17 protein-coding genes and 2 pseudogenes are annotated in these 16,730 nt (G+C 67.3%); 13 read left to right on the top strand and 6 right to left on the bottom strand.

Annotated features, from left to right (window positions below; all coding sequences use genetic code 11):
- Positions 1–25: 25 nt before the first annotated feature.
- A complete protein-coding gene (locus OG972_RS40810) occupies positions 26–673 on the bottom strand; it encodes an MSMEG_1061 family FMN-dependent PPOX-type flavoprotein (RefSeq protein WP_266991031.1) in 648 nt (215 codons plus the stop codon).
- Between the two features lie 157 nt (positions 674–830).
- Here OG972_RS40810 and OG972_RS40805 point away from each other — a divergent pair, with 157 nt between their 5' ends.
- From OG972_RS40805 to OG972_RS40795, 3 genes are all read left to right on the top strand, one after another.
- Complete coding sequence (locus OG972_RS40805) at positions 831–1,073, top strand: hypothetical protein (protein ID WP_323135941.1); 243 nt, start codon at positions 831–833, stop codon at positions 1,071–1,073.
- A 196-nt stretch (positions 1,074–1,269) separates the two neighbouring features.
- A complete protein-coding gene (locus tag OG972_RS40800; protein ID WP_266990176.1) occupies positions 1,270–1,488 on the top strand; it encodes a hypothetical protein in 219 nt (72 codons plus the stop codon).
- Positions 1,489–1,718: 230 nt separating this feature from the next.
- Positions 1,719–4,124: a family 20 glycosylhydrolase gene (locus OG972_RS40795; RefSeq protein WP_323135973.1), complete on the top strand. Its 2,406-nt coding sequence runs from the start codon at positions 1,719–1,721 to the stop codon at positions 4,122–4,124.
- A gap of 151 nt (positions 4,125–4,275) precedes the next feature.
- Here the strand turns inward: OG972_RS40795 and OG972_RS40790 are convergent, their stop codons facing one another.
- The gene (locus tag OG972_RS40790; protein WP_266990170.1) at positions 4,276–4,533 is read right to left on the bottom strand and encodes a hypothetical protein; all 258 of its coding nucleotides are present in this window, start codon (positions 4,531–4,533) and stop codon (positions 4,276–4,278) included.
- 562 nt (positions 4,534–5,095) lie between these two features.
- Here OG972_RS40790 and OG972_RS40785 point away from each other — a divergent pair.
- Positions 5,096–5,860 (top strand): aminoglycoside adenylyltransferase family protein, encoded by a 765-nt coding sequence (locus OG972_RS40785; protein WP_266990168.1) that lies wholly within the window; start codon positions 5,096–5,098, stop codon positions 5,858–5,860.
- 108 nt (positions 5,861–5,968) lie between these two features.
- Here the strand turns inward: OG972_RS40785 and OG972_RS40780 are convergent, their stop codons facing one another.
- Positions 5,969–6,094, bottom strand: coding sequence for a hypothetical protein (locus OG972_RS40780; protein ID WP_266990166.1), 126 nt, complete (start codon positions 6,092–6,094; stop codon positions 5,969–5,971).
- 283 nt (positions 6,095–6,377) lie between these two features.
- Positions 6,378–6,617, bottom strand: coding sequence for a hypothetical protein (locus OG972_RS40775; RefSeq protein ID WP_266990164.1), 240 nt, complete (start codon positions 6,615–6,617; stop codon positions 6,378–6,380).
- A 781-nt stretch (positions 6,618–7,398) separates the two neighbouring features.
- Between OG972_RS40775 and OG972_RS49425 the strand changes: the two genes are divergently transcribed.
- Together OG972_RS49425 and ltrA are read left to right on the top strand one after the other, a co-directional pair.
- Positions 7,399–7,629, top strand: a complete 231-nt coding sequence (locus tag OG972_RS49425; protein WP_323135940.1) for a hypothetical protein — start codon at positions 7,399–7,401, stop codon at positions 7,627–7,629.
- On the top strand, positions 7,626–8,852 hold the full coding sequence (gene ltrA / locus OG972_RS40770) for a group II intron reverse transcriptase/maturase (protein WP_323135972.1): 1,227 nt from the start codon (positions 7,626–7,628) through the stop codon (positions 8,850–8,852). The genes OG972_RS49425 and ltrA overlap by 4 nt, the downstream gene beginning before the upstream one ends.
- A 782-nt stretch (positions 8,853–9,634) precedes the next feature.
- Here the strand turns inward: ltrA and OG972_RS40765 are convergent.
- Positions 9,635–10,729: an integrase core domain-containing protein gene (locus tag OG972_RS40765; protein WP_266990163.1), complete on the bottom strand. Its 1,095-nt coding sequence runs from the start codon at positions 10,727–10,729 to the stop codon at positions 9,635–9,637.
- Positions 10,730–10,988: 259 nt separating this feature from the next.
- Here OG972_RS40765 and OG972_RS40760 point away from each other — a divergent pair, with 259 nt between their 5' ends.
- The gene (locus OG972_RS40760; protein ID WP_266990161.1) at positions 10,989–12,044 is read left to right on the top strand and encodes a metallophosphoesterase; all 1,056 of its coding nucleotides are present in this window, start codon (positions 10,989–10,991) and stop codon (positions 12,042–12,044) included.
- A 124-nt stretch (positions 12,045–12,168) separates the two neighbouring features.
- Here OG972_RS40760 and OG972_RS40755 read toward each other — a convergent pair whose 3' ends face one another.
- Positions 12,169–12,393: a hypothetical protein gene (locus tag OG972_RS40755; protein WP_266990159.1), complete on the bottom strand. Its 225-nt coding sequence runs from the start codon at positions 12,391–12,393 to the stop codon at positions 12,169–12,171.
- 267 nt (positions 12,394–12,660) lie between these two features.
- Between OG972_RS40755 and OG972_RS40750 the strand changes: the two are divergent.
- The 6 genes and pseudogenes from OG972_RS40750 to OG972_RS49695 all read left to right on the top strand — a co-directional run.
- Positions 12,661–12,870: pseudogene (locus tag OG972_RS40750) on the top strand (integrase); the annotation flags it as partial.
- Between the two features lie 481 nt (positions 12,871–13,351).
- Complete coding sequence (locus tag OG972_RS40745) at positions 13,352–13,501, top strand: hypothetical protein (protein ID WP_266990157.1); 150 nt, start codon at positions 13,352–13,354, stop codon at positions 13,499–13,501.
- Between the two features lie 89 nt (positions 13,502–13,590).
- Positions 13,591–14,319, top strand: a complete 729-nt coding sequence (locus OG972_RS40740; RefSeq protein ID WP_266990155.1) for a hypothetical protein — start codon at positions 13,591–13,593, stop codon at positions 14,317–14,319.
- Positions 14,320–14,671: 352 nt separating this feature from the next.
- Positions 14,672–14,995, top strand: a pseudogene (locus OG972_RS40735) (transposase); the annotation flags it as partial.
- 119 nt (positions 14,996–15,114) lie between these two features.
- Positions 15,115–16,206, top strand: coding sequence for an integrase core domain-containing protein (locus OG972_RS40730; RefSeq protein ID WP_266990153.1), 1,092 nt, complete (start codon positions 15,115–15,117; stop codon positions 16,204–16,206).
- 231 nt (positions 16,207–16,437) lie between these two features.
- Positions 16,438–16,695, top strand: coding sequence for a hypothetical protein (locus tag OG972_RS49695; RefSeq protein WP_353961651.1), 258 nt, complete (start codon positions 16,438–16,440; stop codon positions 16,693–16,695).
- The last annotated feature ends 35 nt before the right edge of the window (positions 16,696–16,730 follow it).

Here is a 16,730-nt window from a genome sequence, read left to right as displayed (position 1 = left end):
TGGTGTTCACTCGCAGGTCGGCCCGTTACTCGTACCGGTACTTCAGCGAGTCCGCCTCCGCTTGCTCGATGTCGGCGATTGTCAGCTCCGGCATCCGTAGTTGGGCCAGCGTCACCTCGGCCGAGGCCGGCTGGGCGTCCGCCGGCAGCCACTGCTCCGGCTTCCAGGCCCCGCTGCGCAGCAGCGACTTGGGGCAGTGCGGGTAGACCTCCTCGATCCCCAGTACCAGCGCACTGGCCGGCGGCTTGCCCACGGCGGTCAGCTGCGACAGCAGGTCTGGGCGGGTGGAAACGCAGGCCCGGCCGTTCACCCTGAGCGTCGTGGTGCGCCCCGGGATGACGAACAGCAGCCCGGCCCGTCCGGTGGCGATGACGTTCTGCAGGGTGTCCAGCCGCTTGTTGCCGGTCGCGTCCGGTATCGCCACCGTCCGTGCGTCCAGGACGGCGACGAACCCGGCGGGGCCACCGCGCGGGAAGACGTCACAGTTGCCCTCGGCATCCGCGCTGGCGACCAGGACCAGCGATGAGCAGCCGATCAACCGCCGAGTCTGCTCGGTGAGTTCGGTCATCTGCTTCCGCACGGCCGCGTCGCTGGGGAGTTCGTAGACCCGGCGCAACGCCTCCTGGTCGGGGACGGCGTCGAGGCGGAGCGAGTCGAAGGCACTGCCGGTCAGACACCGTCGCCCTCGTCGGCGACGCCAGCTGGCTCCGTCGTTGGTCTCGTCGACGAGGAAGTCCCGATTCGGCGACAGCCAGCCGCGGCGCTCGTAGGATGCCTGGATGCCTAAGCAGATACGGATGAGCCGCCGCTCGTGGGTTGCCGCGTGGGCGGTGCTGTGCGCGGCTGGCCTCGCCGCCACCGCCAAACTGAACGCCTCCTCGGCACCGGACTCGCAGCCCGAGAAGTCCGTCAGTGCCGAGTGCGCCGAGCGCATCGCGGACATCGAGACGCAGCTGGCCAAGGCCAAGCAGGAAGGCAAGGGAGACGGAGTGCTGGTCTTCTCGCGAGTTCAGGTCGGCACCGAGGACGACTGCCGTGACGATCTCCGTAACCACTTCCGTGGCGATCAGTGAGCCGCGGTACCTGGCTCGCCGCGATGACAGGGCTAGCCTTCGTCGGTGCCGGGGCAATCATTGCCGTGGGCGCCACGTCGGAACCGAAGCCGCGGCCCACGCCGCCGCGGGTGTACTCCTCCTGCCTGGCGGCAGACACCAAGCCGGTGTCTGCGGACGACGACCCGTGCGACGGCCGCTGAAGAACGTCCGCCGCATGGCAGAGCACCGTCTTCCGGTTCCCCCGTACGCACCCGGCCTCAACCCTGCCGAGGGAGTGTGGGCACACCTGAAGAACAGCCTGGGCAACCTGGCCCCGTGCAGCATCAACGAACTCGCCGCGCTGGCCCGCACCCGCTTGAAACGGATGCAGTACCAACCCGGCCTGCTGAACGGCTTCATCAACGAGACCGGACTGATCCCGACCCCGCTCTGACGTCACCCCAGACCCGAAAACCCCAGTACTTACGGATGACCGTCTCAAAGTAGAGACCCCCAAGGGGCTTGGGCGGTGTGTCAGTCCTGCACGCTGGCCCCTCTTGTCAGTCCTGCACATTGGCCCCCGCTTGTCAGTCCTGCACGCTGCACCCCCTCTTGACCGTGGTGCTCGCACAGGCCACACTCCCATCAACTCTAAACCGGTCTAGACCAGTTGATGGAGGCATCATGTCAAAATCTGGTCGTCGTGCCGTCCCTCGTCACCAGGGGTCGGCGAAGTTGCGAATATCGAGACTCGCTGGCTGCCTCGCAGCCCTGACGGCATGCTCGGTGCTGGTGTCGCCCGCAATGGCGAATGAGGCAGTCGCGAAACCTACTGTTCGGACGACGCCTGGGGAGGCCCAAAGCGACGTCGCCGACCCACGCACGACCCTGCTGCCGGTTCCGCAGAACTGGGAGCCCGCAGGGGGGAAGCTCACCCTGGCGAACACGACCAGGGTCGTAATCGATCCGGCCACTGCCAGCCGCTGGACCGTTGTCTCGGGCATGACGAAAGAATCCGACCCCATTGTGTCGACCCGGCCGCTGCGCGAGGTCGCACGGTATGCCGCTCGAGACATCGAGGCCCGCACGGGTGTCCGCTTGCCCCTCACCCAAGCGAACAGTGCAAACGACAACGGCATCCAGGTGGCCCTCGATGCGGCTCTCGCACCCGAGGTGGGCCCCGAGGGGTACCGGCTGGAGATCGGTCGGACGGTGCGGCTCACCGCGCCCACGGCCAGTGGCATCTATTACGGGTCGCGCAGCCTGATCCAGCTGCTGGTCGGGAGCGCCGACCAACGCACCCTGCCCACCGGTGTCCTCACTGACCGCGCCAACACCACCGTGCGCATGAACACGATCGACGTGTCCCGTGAGTACTGGGAGCCTCGCGCCGTGGCCGACGTCATCCGACAGATGGGGTACCTCAAGCAGAACTACCTGGTGCTTCACTTCGATGACGCCGAGGGTTTCCGGCTCAACAGCCCCAAGTACCCCGGGCTGGCCGAGCCAGGCTTCAGCTACGACCGGGCTGACATCGAGAGTCTCGACCGGATCGCCCGGGAGAACAACGTGACCCTCGTTCCAGGTTTCGAGCTGCCGGCCCACGTTTCACCCAAGTCGGCCTACTTCCACGTCGGCATGGCAGACGGCCCGCGTGAGGTCGAACCGGGGTTCGGTGAGCGCGACACGGGCGCGACGCCGCAGAACACCTGCCAGGGCTACAGCTACAGCCACCTGACCGACGACTTCACGTTCAACCTCATGAACCCGAAGGCCCTCAAGGTCTCCCAGGAGATGCTCGACGAGTTCCTCCCCTGGTTCTCCTCGCCATGGGTCCACCTCGGTGGTGACGAGATGCCCCCGAACATGAACAGCTGCCCCGCTCTGCGGGACTACGTGGCCAACTCGAACGGCAAGTACGCCACGACGGCCGATGTCGAGATGGAGTTCATCAATGAGGTGAATGACCACGTTCGAGCCAAGGGCCGCACCTCGGTGGTCTACAACGGCTCCGAGGCGTCGGCGCGCAACATCCCGCTCGACACCAACGTCATCGTCATGGACTGGACCGGCACTGGAACCGCCGCCCACCTGAAGCCCTACGACAAGATCGTCGCTGACGGCAGCTTCCTCTACCTGGTGCCGGCCCGTTCAGGCCGCCCCAACCAGCAGCGCATCGCCCAGACGTGGACCGCACCCACCGACCCGAAGATCCTCGGGTGGGGCATGCACGTCTGGGGTGACGACTTGGGCTGGGCTGAAGGCCAGTGGCTCGAGTCGCTGTCGATCATGCCGAGAGGTCGGGTCGCAGACCGGCAGTGGAACACCCGCCCGCGCACCCAGACGGAGTACGCGGCATACGAGGCCACCATGCAGACCATCGGCACCGCACCGGGATACACGGGCGTCCAGCAGCCCAACGCCACCACGAACGCCCGACCGATCCACCAGTACGTCATGGATCCGGAGTTCCCCCGTGGCACCTATGACGCGCACACGTCGAACAACCGGCGCGGAATCATCGACCGATGCGACCTCAGCGGGATGACCCCGCTGTTCGTCTCGACGCGCTCAGCCACCGACCCGGACAAGGGCCAGGTGAAGGTCATCGACTCCGGCGGCTACTGGCTCGGGGCTTCCAACCTGACCGGACCCTGGTCGGTCACCGGCACCGTCAAGGTGAGCGGAACGGTGACTCTGCTCGGCCAGGTCGACTCCACGAACCGGGTCACCCTGAGCCCGACCGACGTCACCGTGCGCTGGAACGGTGTGACCCAGAGCTTTGGTCGTGGCCTCGGGTCAGGGCAGTGGGCCGACTTCGCTCTCACCAGCGACGGTTCGACCGTCACGCTGTATCTCAACGGTGAGCGCGTCGGCACCGTCACCAGTGAGCTGACGCTGCCCCGCTCGCGGATGCTCTACGGCGCGTCCGGCACGACTCTCGCAGCCCTGGACATCTACGCACAGCGCCTCACGGCCGACCAGGTGTCCTCCGTGCGGACGCAGCGTCCCGAGGCTGTCTGCGCGACCTACCCCGCGGCGCCGACACTGCCCGCGCCTCGGCCTGCCGGACCACCGACACATAGCTGAGGAGGGCCCTACTGCTCATCGCTCAGGATCTCGCCCGTCCTCGACAGTCCCGCAACGACGATCGCGACGACGAGCCACGAGCGTGAACATCTCCTGAGTCCGCATCGGTGTGCCGAAATCGAAACAGGGCGGCTAGACCTCGTATACGAGGCTAGCCGCCCTGCAAGGTGCGGGCGCTCGCCTGGTGCTGCCGGGCCTGCTGAATCCTGGTGCGCTGCCACAGGACAGCGCCCGCAGTGACCGGCACAAGAGTGAGAGGGACGATCCAGAGGTGCCCGGCGAGCCAATGCAACAGCCGGCCGACCACCCACAGAATGACAACGACGAGCACCAGCGCCTCGCCAACGCGCAGTTGCCGGCGTTCGCGTGAGCGGGACGGTCGGCGGCGGGCCGGGCGCCGGCCACTCACTGGCTACTCCGGTTCCACGGGATTGAATAGGACACCGTGGGCCGTGGCCGGGGCACCGGGGTCTTGTTCCAGCCGGGGAACTTGACCGGGCACACGGTCGAGGAGGGCCTGGGTAACTCGCTCTTTCCGCCGGTACTGCTGTTCGGGGCGTTCCCGATCACGGCGACCGCCAGCCCGAACAGCACCAGGGTGGACATCTCCCTCCGGGCCCCGCCGCCCAGCGCGAGTACCCCCGCACCTTCGTACCGTCCCGCCGTATATACCCGTTGACCCACGGCATTGCCGTTCCCCCTCCCCCACGGGCTGCGCCCCCTTGCGCAACCTACCCATCAAACCAGCTACCACTGACAACACGTCAGGAGGAGATCACTTTCGGTCACGCAGGGCGGAGCCTCTGAAAAGAGAGGTCACAACCTGTTCCTGAACCTCACGGACGATGCAGGGCCGGAATTTCGTGCAAGGCTGCTCGTGCGCTCTGTCGGGCTTCCCTCCCCTCGGGGCGGTGAGGCTCGCTCCGAGGCTGGCGTGGTCGCCGCGAACGCACGTGTACGACACTGACGTAATGGATCAGCTTGAGCAAACCGTCGAACTCGTCCGCGCCACACTGGGGCCCGAACTCGTCGGCACGTACCTCCACGGGTCTGCCGTGCTCGGGGGTCTCGCCCCGGCCAGTGACCTGGACGTCCTGACCGTCACACGCAGGAGTCTGGGGGACCGTCAGCGGCGGTTCCTGCTGGGGGCGCTGCTGGAGATCTCCGGCCTGACGTCCACGGTCCGGCCGGTCGAACTCACCGTCGTTGTCCAGTCCGAGGTCCGCCCCTGGAGGTTCCCGCCGGCCGGGGACTTCCTCTATGGCGAGTGGCTGCGCGAGGAATACGAAGCGGGCGGGATTCCGCAGCCCGGCCCGATGCCGGACCTGGCCCTGGTGATCACGATGGCGCTGGCGGGTGACCGCCCCCTGACGGGCCCGCGTCCGGCCGAGGTGCTCGACCCGGTGCCGCACGCCGACCTCGTCCGGGCGAGCGTCGCGGGCATCCCCGAGCTCCTGGCCGAGCTGGATGAGGACACCCGCAACGTCCTGCTGACCCTCGCACGCATCTGGACCACCCTCGCCACGGGCGAGATCAAACCGAAGGACGCCGCCGCCGACTGGGCCCTCGCCCGCCTGCCCCCGCAACACCGCCCCGTCCTGGAGCACGCACGGAACCTGTATCTCACCTGCCACTACCAGGACGAGGTATGGAGCGATGAGCTCAAGGCCCAGATCCGCCCGCATGCCGAGGACGTGCTCACCAGGATCAACGACCTGCGCCGCAGGCAGGAGTGAACGGGCAGGACGCGGCTGCACCCACACATACAGCTGCGCGGAACGATGCGAGACCGGACCAGCCATGGGAGAGTGCTCCACGGTGAGCGCCCTTCTCGGACAAGTCGGTCACGAGTAGTCGAGCTCGATGTAGTCGATCTCGGTGAACTCCACGACGAGGCCGTCGGCGCGGCGGCCACCGTCCTTGAAGTACGGGGTGCGCCACAGCAGGCTTGCCCAGACGCCATGAGCCATCCCAGCCGCCGAAGAGACCGAGGAGGCCGAGGAACTCGGCCAAGCGCCGGCGCCGGCACCGTTCCTCGGCAAGCCGCCGGGCGAGTTGCGCGCGGTCGATGTAGAGCTCCACAGCTTCGAGCGCCAGGCGCTGGAGCTCGGCCGGTACGAGGGCTTCGACTTCCCACTGGGCGGGACCTCCAGCCGGGTCAACTTCCTGACGATGACCATCCGTATCACCGATGCCGCCGAACGCCTGGCGCCAGCAGCGCGGAGCGCTGCCCTGAACGAAGCACTGCCCGGTTCAACGAACCTCCGGGCGTCCGGGGTCGGTGGCCGTGGCGACGATCTGCATCAGTTCGCTCTCCGTGAGGAGCGTGAGCGCCTCGAGCACGGTCGCGTCGATGGCGCCGGTGGTCTGGGTGCGTCCTGCGTCGATGTGCAGCCGCGATCCCCGACCGTAGGGAATAACGTGCAGGTCTACCGCGGCGAACTCGTTGCGGACGTGGATGCGGCCCCGTGCGGCCTCTGGTGCGCCGGCCATCAGAAGATCACTGCGAGCTGGCCGTCGGTGGGCACCTCGGCGTCCAGGAAGACGTCCCTGCGGACCAGCCGCAGCGACCCCTGGATCAGCTCGATGACGTCCCGTCGCTCCGCCGAGGACAGCAGAGAACCCGCACCACAAACTTCATAGCGTCACAACCGTCTCACTGGACTTGAAATCTTCGTGCGCCGTGGAAAGCGCTGTTTGACCGAGTGGAGGTGGAAGACCTGCACCGCGAGCCCCGTCGCAGCGGGGCGAGCGTAGCTGACGGCAGCCTGAACCGAGAGGTGTCGGGGAGGGCGAGAGCAGCCGTGACAAAGCCGGGACGGTCCAGCACTGCCAGATGGGTCGGGTCCGGCGAGCGAGACGCAGAGGTGTACGAGAGGAACCGGCGTTTACGTCCCGTAATGAGTCACCGGCTCGAACCTGGCGGATCTGGGCCGGATGGCGGTGCGCACCCACTTCCGTAGTGCGGAAGCGGGGAACTCCCGGGCAGGTCTGGAGTTGCAGGCCCGGGAGGCCACGGTGAAAGCCTGCGGCGTAACCGTGGCGATGCCGCCGGGACAGAGTCGGGCACCTCCTGCGACGAACGGTCAGCAGTGAACACGGGAACCCTCCCGCATCCGCCGCGAGTCCGCCCCGCCAGCGCGGAGTTCGAGGCTGGACCCACCGTCGGTCGACCGGTGCGGGAGGGGGCGGAGCCGCCGTATTACTCGGAGCCGGGGAGAGCCCGGCGCAAGGGGAAGGGCGGCAGCAGTTCCATGAAGGGAAGGATGCTGTAATGCCAGAAGACGCACCGCCGAACGGCGGCGCTCTGGAAGAAGATTCCCCAGCGGGGTCCTTCGGCCGGGTACTGGGGATGCAGGCCAAGCTTCACCGTTGGGCGGTGGCCGACCCCGGCCGCCGGTTCGACGACTTGTTCAGCTTCGTTCACGACCCGGCGACGCTCATCGTGGCGTTCGACCGGGTCGCGGGCAACCAGGAGCCCGGACCGCCGGCGTGGACGGTATGACCGTCGCCGACGTCGAGCGGGACATCGGAGCACTCGGGTTCCTGGACGGTCTGCGCTCGGACGTGAAGTCCGGCGTGTTCCGGCCGCTGCCGGTGAGGGAGCGCAAGATCCCCAAGCCGGGCGGGGCCGGAAAGGTGAGAAGCCTCGGGATTCCTTCCGTGGCCGACCGCACCGTTCAGGCCGCACTGAAGCTGGTGCTCGAACCCATTTTCGAGGCCGACTTCCTGCCGGTCTCCTACGGGTTCCGGCCCAAACGGCGGGCTCAGGACGCGATCGCGGAAATCCAGCGTTTCGGCTCCAAGGGATACCACTGGGTGCTGGACGCCGACATCGAAGCGGCCTTCGACAACGTCTCCCATCGCGCCGTCATGGACGCCGTGCGGAAACGGGTCAAGGACAAGCGTGTCCTGGCGCTGGTCAAGGCGTTCCTCAAGTCGGGCATCCTCAGCGAGGACGGCCAGCGAAGGGACACTCATACCGGCACCCCGCAGGGCGGCATCCTCTCCCCGCTGATCTTCAACGTCGCGTTGTCGGCGCTCGACGAGCACCTGCACCGCGACTGGCTGCCCGGCGGGCAGATGGATGGCCAGTACCCGCGTCGCAAGCGTCGTCGGCACGGCCTGCCCAACTGGCGAATTGTCCGCTACGCGGACGATTTCGCGATCATGGTGCATGGCTCCGCCGAGGACGCGGCGGCCCTCCAGGACGAAGTAGCCTCCGTGCTCGAACTCTTGGGACTGAGGCTGTCACCAGCCAAAACCCGAATCGTGCACATAGAGGACGGGTTCGACTTCCTCGGGTTTCGCATCCGGCGGCGCCGCAAGCGAGGAAGCAACAAGTGGTACGTCTACGCGTTCATTGCCGCGCGGCCCATCCGCTCGGTGAAGGACAAGATCCGTGCCCTGACCCGCAGGACGTCACAGGCTGACCCCAGGGACGTGCTGATCCGGCTCAACCAGATCGCGCGAGGCTGGGCCAACTACTTCCGGCACGCAGTCGCGAAGCACACGTTCCGTATGCTCGGGGCCTTCCTCTGGCATCGCGTGATCATGTGGCTCAAGACGATGCACCGCTGGTCGTGGAAGGACGTTCGCAGCTGGCTCCTTGGCCCTCACGGATCATGGTTGCCGATCACCGCGGACGGGGTCGAACTGATCAACCTGGCGCGGACACCGGCGATCACCCGGTACCGCTACCGGGGCGACACGATCCCCAGCCCCTGACCCACAGCCTGACAACCAGCCCGACGAGAGGAACTGTGGAGAGCCCGGTACTCGGAGACGGGTACGCCGGGTTCGGAGAGCGGCCTGGAGAAACGGGCCGGTGGCAACATCGGAACCGCGCTTCAGGCCGACTCAACCGGGCGGGCGGAATCCCTTACGACCTGGCCATATGGGTGTGGCCGGAGGCGACGCGGAGGCCCCAAACCATCTCGCTGGTGATACGGGGGCCCCGACCGCTGACGCCACACCCGGCGTCCCAGATCGCACCGAGAACGTGACCCACACCCCGCCGGGCATGCCCGCAGCTCGTCGCGCCGTTCACCCCATCGTCCCCATGTTCGCCAAAACGATGTGTCTGCCCAGCAGTTGTGAACCCTTCGCAAGTTCGCGTCACCCGTCCCCGTGGATCGGTCCCGACCCCTGGCTGAGCCTGTCCCGCTCGAAAATACGATTTCGCGGCTGTGGCCTGCACGTTTGCTGATCCTGGCGACAAGGCCTCGACTGGCCTGCGACGATCTGCGGATGTCGCTGTCGGTCGTCGCCACGCTCGTCCGGAATCTGATCACCGTGCCCGTTGCCGTACTGCGCAGCCGTATGGCCAAAGATGCGGAAGTTCTCGCGCTCCGGCATGAGAACGCGGTGCAGCGCCGGCAGATCGCCCGGGTCTGCTACGAGCCCACCGACCGGATCTGGCTCGCCGCACTCTCCCGGCTGATCCCGCACGAACGCCGGCGCCAGGTCTTCGCGGTCACCTGTGGGGCTCGAAAAGTGATCGCTGCAGCTCAAGCCGCGTATCGGTACTCGTTGATGACCCCGCCGAGGACGCGGGTGCGCAGGAGACTGCGGGGCACGCGATCGTCCAACACCGCTGGCTGTCCCGGGGCTTCGGGTGGTCGTTGGTCTCGTGATCGGTGTGGCCGGTGGCAGTTGTAGTGCTCCTGATACTCGGCGAGGACCTGTCGGGCGTGGGCCTCGTTCATGATCAGGATATGGTCGAGGGCCTCGCGCCGGATCGTGCCGATTACTCGCTCGCAGTGGGCATTCACGCGCGGCGCCCGAGGTGCGCTGAGCAGCACCTCGGTGTCCTCGGCTTCGAAGACGGCGTCGAAGGAGTCGGTGTACTTGCTGTCGCGGTCGCGGAGAACGAAGCGCAGCGACTCGACGCGGGTGCCGCGGTCGGCGGCGAGATTGCGGGCCTGCTGGGTCGCCCACTGCGCGGTGGGCTGGGCGGTGACGCCGGTGACGCCGGTGACGTGGAGCCTGCGGGTGCCGTGCTCAAGGAACGCCAGCGCGTACAGCCGCCTGCCGATCACGGTGTCCACGTGGAAGAAGTCCGCCGCGATGATCCCCTCGGCCTGGGTGGAGAGGAACTCGCGCCAGCTCGGGCCGGTACGGCGCGGGGCCGGGCCGATGCCGGCCGCGTGCAGGATCTCCCACACCGTGGACGGCGCGATTGGATGCCCCAGCCGGGCCGGTTCACCCTGGATCCGCCGGTGGCCCCACCGCGGGTTCTCCTGCGCCAGACGCAGAACCAGCTTCTTGAGCGCGGCGGCCGTGGGAGGGCGCCCGGTGCGTCGGCGTCTGTCGGAGTAGTCCCACTTGCCGGCGATCAGCCCGCGGTGCCAGGCCAGCAGCGTCCCCGGCGTGACCGGGAAGACACCGCTCCAGCGGCGGCGCGGTATCAGCGACGACAACGCGGCCAGCCAGAACCGGTCTGCGGGCTCGTAGCGGACCGGACCGCTGAGCTGTCGTCGCAGCACCGCGTTCTCGTGCCGCAGCACCAGCAGTTCGGCGTCCTTGGCCACGTCCCGGCGCAGCAGCACCGCAGGCACGGACAGCAACGCCCGGGTGGCCCGGTACAGGATCGAGATGATCACGCGGTGCAGCATCCCAGCCACCACCGAGGGCCTTGCACGCGGGCTCCCACCAGCAACGATGACTTTACGAGCCCCACAATGTCTGATCCGGCACTAGCGAGGTTCCAGGGAGGTTGACGACGAGGTGATCTCGGGCAGGTAACTGGGCTAGACCAGTTAAGGCCGCGGTCACCTCCGGTACCTCGGCAGGCCATGTCGACCGGCAACGCTCTCTCCGACCCGCCCGCACACGCGGGCAGTCGCTTTGGAGGAAACACCGATGGATCGCAGATCGTTCATGGCCACGACGGGGCGCGCGTCGCTCGCCGGCGGCGCGCTCGCCGCCACCGGCATCCTGGCCTCCGCACCCGCGGCCCAGGCCACACCCACCGCCCAGCCCGCGGCCCAGCGGCCCGGCGACGGCCGCACTGTGCGGTTCAACATCATCAGCGACATCCAGGGTGACCTGTCCGACTTCGGCAAGGCCCTCGACGACCTGCACACGGTCAACCCGGACAGCGCCGGCCTCGGCATAGCCGGCGACATCACCCCGCGCGGCTACGACTTCGAGTACGCGGCCGTCCGCCAGACCCTGGACAAGCACCCGCACCCCAAGAACGTGGCGTGGGCCATCGGCAACCACGAGTTCTACGTGCCGAAGTACAGCGACCCGAACACCCTCGCCCAGGCGACCTGGCCCAACGGCACCACCGAGGACTCCCTCTTCCGCAGCTTCTACAACTTCGCGGAGCGGGGCAAGGTCTACTCGGAGACCTCGTTCGGCGGCGTGCCCGTCCTCAGTCTGGGCACCGAGCGCTACTCCCACTACCACGACGCGAAGCTGTGGGACGAGGTGTGGATCAGCGACGAGCAGTTCGCCTGGCTCGAGGACCGCCTCGCGTACTGGACGCGCCGCCGCAGGCCCGTCATGGTCCTGACCCACCACCCGCTGCCCAACACCGTGTCGGGCACGCACAACAAGCTCTACCTGAGCGACTACCTCCAGCCCGACCGGCTCCTGTCGATCCTGGGCCGCCACAAGGACGTGTTCCTGTTCTCCGGGCACACGCACTGGGACCTCAACCTGTCCGACTGGGTGGTGCGCCGCGTGGTCCCCGGCACCGGCAACCTCGAAGGGTTCACCGTTGTCAACACCGCCGCGGTGCAGGTGGGCTGGATGGACGACGGCAAGGGCGGCGAGGTCTCGCTCGGCGGCGCCTTCAACCAGGGACTCCAGGTCGAGGTGGGCCCCCGCGCGGTCGTCATCAAGGCCCGCGACTTCACCACGGGAACCTGGCTCAAGCAGCTGACGGTCCCGCTGCACACCTCCGCCTGACCGACCGAGGAGGGCCGACGGCACCGGGTCACACGTCGGTGAACGACCCGTGCCGCCCCGCCCCGAGGCGAACCGCGCGTCCTCCTTCAGGCTCTCCTCCAACACACCGATGCCGTAACGGAGTTCACCGGCCATGGCCGCCTCCTCGTCCGTGCCCGCCATGGTCGAGCACGGACGCCCGGTCACCGCGCAGGCACGCCTGCGGGAAGCTGGTGATCTCCGCGGCAAGGGCCTCCGCCTCGGCGCGCGCCCGGCCCGGCGACATGTTCTCCGGTCCCAGGCGAGCGCGTACTGGTTCTGCGGCCAGCGCCCCCTGACGCGGCAGCGGCGCCGACGCGCATCTGCGCACCCAAGGCCTCAACAACGGCACACAGCTGCTGGCAGCCGCGCCCGATAAGGTCAGGCTGGCACGTATCAACCATCGGTGGAGGTGACCAGGACCCAGGAGAGCCGACAGCAACTGATCACCGCTCCTGTTACCTGACAAAACCCCAGCTCACCCGCCCCGCCAGAACTGGTAACCCAGCAGATGGCAACCTGTGGGGCTCGTAAAGTCATCGTTGCTGGTGGGAGCCCGCGTGCAAGGCCCTCGGTGGTGGCTGGGATGCTGCACCCCGTGATCATCTCGATCCTGTACCGGGCCACCCGGGCGTTGCTGTCCGTGCCTGCGGTGCTGCTGCGCCGGGACATGGCCAAGGACGCCGAACTGCTGGTGCTGCGGCACGAGAACGCGGTGCTGCGACGACAGCTCAGCGGTCCGGTCCGCTACGAGCCCGCAGACCGGTTCTGGCCGGCCGCGTTGTCGTCGCTGATACCGCGCCGCCGAGGGCTCCTCACTGTTGACGAGGTGAAGGCCTTGCAGTCGTACCGCATCGGCGATCAAGAATGGTTCATGGCGACCGTTCAGTGGCAATTCCTCGGGTTCGTGAACGCTGACCGCGCGACGACATCGGGTGCCTGTCGCCTCACCACAACCGTCCTGCTCGTGCCCAGCACGAGCGATCCGCGGCTGACCATTCTGCGTGCCGACTGGCCTCAGCCGGTCACCGCCGAAGTGTTCCGGTCGATCGATTTCCCTCCTCTCGAATTCAGCGAGACCGCGGAGGACGCCATGCAGACCGTGCGCGAGAGCCTTGCAGCGTCTATCCGCCCGGACCTTCACCCGCTGCGAGGGCCACGCGCCTACGAGGGGGCCTGGGCGCGGGCCCGAAGGACCGGCGCCGTCGGCGTGCCCCGAACACCTATCAGCGAGTAGGCTTCGCGGCGTTTCGCCGCGGGAAGCCGGTCAGAGCAGCGCCATCGCCTCAGTGCTCCAGCTCGCTCACGGTGACCGTCATCGCCTACTCCTCGTCGTCTCCGCCGTCGACCGCACGGATCCGCTGCTGCACCGAGTCCGCCAGATCAGCGCTTCGGGCGCGGAGGACAAGTACCTCGAGGTGCAGGCCCTCGGTGCCTAGGCTCTGTCTCTTTGGTCAGCGTCGGGCCCAGGTGAGGCTCGGCTACATCGCAGCCGCCGTCACGGCAGGGGGGATGGCAGACTGACTGTATGGGGGGATCACCAACAAGGGCCTGGGCGCAGTTCAAAGCCCGTGTCGAGGAACTGGGCGGCGAGGTGCTGGAGCCGAAGTGGCTCGGCAGCGCCGCCAAGCACCGAGTTCGATGCCCGAAAGGGCACGAGACAGAAGCAATTCCGAACAGAGTGCAACAGAGTCAGGGCATGTGCCGACCTTGTTCCGGCAGTGATCCGGCTACAGCCTGGGCAGCGTTCAGAACCCGAGTGAAGGAGCTCGGCGGAACCGTCGTCGAGCTGAAGTGGCTCGGGAAGGATGAGCGCCACCGGGTGATCTGCCCGGAGGGGCATCCGTGCAACCCTCGGCCCGGCTATCTACGCGGCGGTGGGGGTATCTGCTCAGTGTGCTCCGGCAATGATCCGGCTACAGCCTGGGCGGCGTTCAAGACCCGAGTGAAGGAGGTCGGTGGAACCGTCGTGGAGCCGGAGTGGCTGGGGAAGGCAAAGCCCCACCGCATCATCTGTAGAAGTGGCCATCCATTTAGTCCCACTCCGAACAATATTCGCACCAGTTCGGGCCGATGCCTTAGGTGCGTCGGCATCGACCCTGTCGCATGTTGGGAGTGGTTCAAGGCTCGGGTGGAGGAGCTCGGCGGCCTCGTCGTGGAGCCGGCGTGGCTGGGCGACGGAACCGCACATCAACTGATCTGCCGCGAAGGTCATCGGACCAAAACCATCCCCAGCGGCGTCAAGCAAGGGCAATGAATCTGCCGACGTTGTGCGGGCAAGACGTGGGACGTGTTCTACGTCGTAGAGAGCGCGAACCACGTGAAGTTCGGGATCACTTCCGGAGATCCTCGCCCCAGACTGCGGACTCATGCGAAGGATGGCTTCACTGCCGAGGTTCGTGTCATCCAGGACCTTCCGGGTGATTTCGCACCCGACTTGGAAGCCAGCGTTCGGTTGACCCTCGCTGACGAGGGCCTGAAGCCTGTGCGAGGAAGGGAGTACTTCCCATCCGCGGCCACTCCGCTGATTCTGTCCATCGTCGACCAAGGACTCGGTGAGATTGGCCGCCAGTACGTGTCTCTTTGATCGGTTGGTCAGTTGATCGGATGTGTCCGTCCGATTGGTGATCACTGGTGTGATGTTGGACCGGACCGAGCCGCTGATGCCGGCCGATCCGGTCCGCGGGCGGCGGTGGGCCGACCACCGCCGTACCCTTGAAGGCATCGCGTGGAAGTACCGCACCAACTCGCCCTGGCGGGACCTGCCCGACGAGCTCGGCCCGTTCCAGACCGCTCACAAACGGCTGATCAGGTGGGGCGTCGACGGCACTTGGGAGATGATCCTCGCCGCTGTCCTGGCAGCGGCGGCCTCCGACGACGACATCGATTGGACGGTCTCGGTGGACTCCACGGTCGTCCGGGCTGACCAGCACTGCGGGTGCCGATAAATCGTCCACCCAGGTGGAGGCCTTGATCGACTGACCCCTCAGGTCGCGCTCGCCGACCACTCCGATGTCTTCACGTGCACAGACGCGGACGACATCATGATCTCGTGCTGCTGCGCCTGGCCTACCTCGCCGCGACCAAAACCTTCTCGCTCCTGCGCCTGCTGCCGATGAGCGACCGGGACAAAGACATCGAGATCCTTACACTTCGGCACCAACTGCTCGTCCTGCAACGCCAGGTCGGCAAGCCCACGCTCACGGACACCGACCGCGCTGTCCTCGCCGGCCTGCTCCACCACCTCCCGAGGCAGAAACTGCACCAGCTCCTGCTGCTGGTACACCCGGACACGATCATGCGGTGGCATCGCAACCTGCTCGAGCGACGACATGCCGCCACCTGCGTACCGAAGCGGCGTGGACGCCCACCCACGGTCCGGTCGATCCGCGCTCTGATCCTGCGCCTGGCTCACGAGAATTCCTCGTGGGGCTATCGCCGGATCCACGGCGAACTCGCGGCCCTGGGCATCAAGGTCGCCGCCTCCACCGTCCGGGAGATCCTCCGTGAGCACGGCATCCCACCCGCGCCCGAACGGCAGAGCACGAGCTGGGCCGACTTCCTGCGCAGCCAGGCCGACGCGCTGCTCGCCTGCGACTTCTTCGAGACCCGAACCCTCACCGGGGCGCGTCTGTACGTCTTCGCCGTCATCGAGTACTCCACCAGGCGCGTCCGGATCCTGGGCGCCACCGCGCACCCCACCGCGGACTGGGTCGTGCAGCTCGGACGCAATCTCCTCATGGACCTCCAGGACGTGGGCAGCCAGGCCCGATTCCTCATTCGTGACCGCGACTCGAAGTTCACGCAGTCCTTCGACGCCCTGCTGGCCGACGCCGGACTGACAGTCGTCACCACCGGCATCCAGATACCCCGAATGAACTCCATCGTGGAGCGCTGGATACAGACCTGCCGCAGGGAGCTCCTGGACCGCACCTTGATCTGGAACCAGAGGCACCTCCTGCATGCGCTCCGCGAGTTCGAGACCTTCTACAACCGCCATCGGCCGCACCGAGCCCTGGGCCAAGCCGCACCGCTCCGCCCGCTACCCGAACCGATCAGCGTGTCAGCACAGATCAGGTACCTGGAGGTCGGCCGACGAGACCGACTCAGCGGAACCCTGCATGAGTACCGACATGCCGCTTGACCAGGCCGGATGATTTATCGGCACCCGCACTGCCCATGACCGAGATTCCGACCGTGCTGGAGATGCGGTCGATCACCAAGACCTTCCCCGGCGTCAAAGCGCTCACCAACGTCAACTGGTCGTCCGAGAAGGCGAGATCCACGCGATCTGCGGGGAGAACGTCGCCGGCAAGTCCACGCGTTCCCTGTCCGAGCCGTCGCCGCGCGGTGGGACGCGGCGACCGGGGGGCACGTGTACCCGGCCCCTGTCGACGACTTCAGACTCTCGCGGTTCGACCTCGTACGAACAGAGGCGCCGCGCGCGCTCACGGTCGACGCGCCCCAGATCGTGCTGTGTGTCCGGGGTGAAGCGACCGTCGCCTCGGAAAAGCGCTCGGTGGGGCTCGGTCCCGGCCGCGCTGTGTACGCTCCCGCAGGCGACACACTCCGGCTCAGCGGAGAGGGAAAGGTGTTCCGCGCTACGGCCGGACTCGCTCACGCAACCCCTTAACGAGCCCCCTCGCACCTCGACATGCCACGGTTCAC

The sequence above is a fragment of the Streptomyces sp. NBC_01669 genome, from assembly GCF_026339735.1.
In the GTDB taxonomy this organism is placed as follows: domain Bacteria; phylum Actinomycetota; class Actinomycetes; order Streptomycetales; family Streptomycetaceae; genus Streptomyces; species Streptomyces yanii.
This window is presented reverse-complemented; position numbering and strand designations above follow the sequence as displayed.

Bases quoted from the DNA above. Each gene is read 5' to 3' on its own strand.
- OG972_RS40800 (WP_266990176.1), top strand. From the start codon at position 1,270: ATGGCAGAGCACCGTCTTCCGGTTCCCCCGTACGCACCCGGCCTCAAC.
- OG972_RS40760 (WP_266990161.1), top strand. From the start codon at position 10,989: ATGGATCGCAGATCGTTCATGGCCACGACGGGGCGCGCGTCGCTCGCC.
- OG972_RS40740 (WP_266990155.1), top strand. From the start codon at position 13,591: ATGGGGGGATCACCAACAAGGGCCTGGGCGCAGTTCAAAGCCCGTGTC.
- OG972_RS40780 (WP_266990166.1), bottom strand. From the start codon at position 6,094: ATGGCTCATGGCGTCTGGGCAAGCCTGCTGTGGCGCACCCCGTACTTC.
- OG972_RS40785 (WP_266990168.1), top strand. From the start codon at position 5,096: ATGGATCAGCTTGAGCAAACCGTCGAACTCGTCCGCGCCACACTGGGG.
- OG972_RS49425 (WP_323135940.1), top strand. From the start codon at position 7,399: ATGCCAGAAGACGCACCGCCGAACGGCGGCGCTCTGGAAGAAGATTCC.
- OG972_RS40795 (WP_323135973.1), top strand. From the start codon at position 1,719: ATGTCAAAATCTGGTCGTCGTGCCGTCCCTCGTCACCAGGGGTCGGCG.
- ltrA (WP_323135972.1), top strand. From the start codon at position 7,626: ATGACCGTCGCCGACGTCGAGCGGGACATCGGAGCACTCGGGTTCCTG.
- OG972_RS40775 (WP_266990164.1), bottom strand. From the start codon at position 6,617: ATGGCCGGCGCACCAGAGGCCGCACGGGGCCGCATCCACGTCCGCAAC.